The 1,093-nt window shown below is 60.2% G+C and carries 1 pseudogene; it reads right to left on the bottom strand.

From position 1 onward, the window contains the following. Positions 1 to 959 (bottom strand): annotated as a pseudogene (locus QWJ46_RS31025) (IS256 family transposase); the annotation flags it as partial. Positions 960 to 1,093: the final 134 nt, after the last annotated feature.

Genomic DNA, 1,093 nt, shown 5'->3' with positions numbered 1-1,093 from the left:
CCGACGAGACGGACGATGGCTTCGTCGTTCGGAAAGATGCCGACGACCTCGGTGCGTCGCTTGATTTCGCCGTTGAGACGCTCAATTGGATTCGTCGAGTGCAGCTTTGCCCGGTGCTCTTTCGGGAAGGTCATGTAGGCGAGCACGTCCTCTTCAGCGTCGTCCATGATGGTGGCAAGCTTCGGCACTTTCGGCCTGATTTGATCGGCGACACTGCGCCATTGTGCGGCTTGCTGCCTCCGGGGTCTCCTGGGCAAAGGCCGTCGCGATGAAGGCGGATACGACCCGCCTGCCGCTCTTTCCAGCATGCGCGAGCACGTTCCTCATGAAGTGAACCCGGCACCTTTGCCAAGTGGCATTGAGAACCTTGGAAACGGCAGCCTTGAGACCTTCGTGCGCATCAGAGACAACCAACTTCACCCCGCGTAGACCGCGGCGCGTTAGCCTGCGCAGGAATTCCGTCCAGATCGGTTCGGCCTCCGAGGTGCCAACTTCCATACCCAGGACCTCGCGCCGACCGTCGTTATTGACGCCGACCGCGATAATGACGGCGACTGAGACGATGCGGCCGCCACGCCGGACCTTGAGATAGGTCGCGTCCACCACAGGTCGTCGACAGAACGAGTCGAGATTCCCTGGATATACGCTTCCTGGATAACGGCCGTCAGAGCTTTCTCTGCCATGCGGCGCGGTTCAAGGAAGCTCGGAAAGTAGCTGCCCTTGCGCAGCTTCGGAATGCGAAGCTCGACGGTGCCAGCCCGCGTCTCCCAATCGCGGTCACGGTAGCCATTGCGTTGAGTGAGCCGCATCGGGTTCTTCACACCGAAGTCAGCACCCGTGGCCGAGCCGACCTCCAACTCCATCAGCCGCTCGGCAGCAAGACCGATCATCTCACGCAACAAATCTGCATCGGCACTCTTCTCAACAAGCGAACGCACGTTCATCATGTCATTGGTCATCGGTGATCTTTCCGTCAGGTTGGTCTTGAACAACCCGACCCTAGCGGAAAACACTGATGGCCGCCCGCAAAGCCGATCACCCGCTACAGCGCAACGAGAAGCGCGCGGGCGCTCGGCTTTACTCCCTACCGTCA

Origin of the sequence: Rhizobium sp. CBN3 (assembly GCF_030518245.1) — a bacterium.
GTDB classification, from domain to species: domain Bacteria; phylum Pseudomonadota; class Alphaproteobacteria; order Rhizobiales; family Rhizobiaceae; genus Rhizobium; species Rhizobium aethiopicum_A.
The sequence above is the reverse complement of the archived record's forward strand: the minus strand, read 5'-3'. Positions and strand labels throughout refer to the sequence as shown.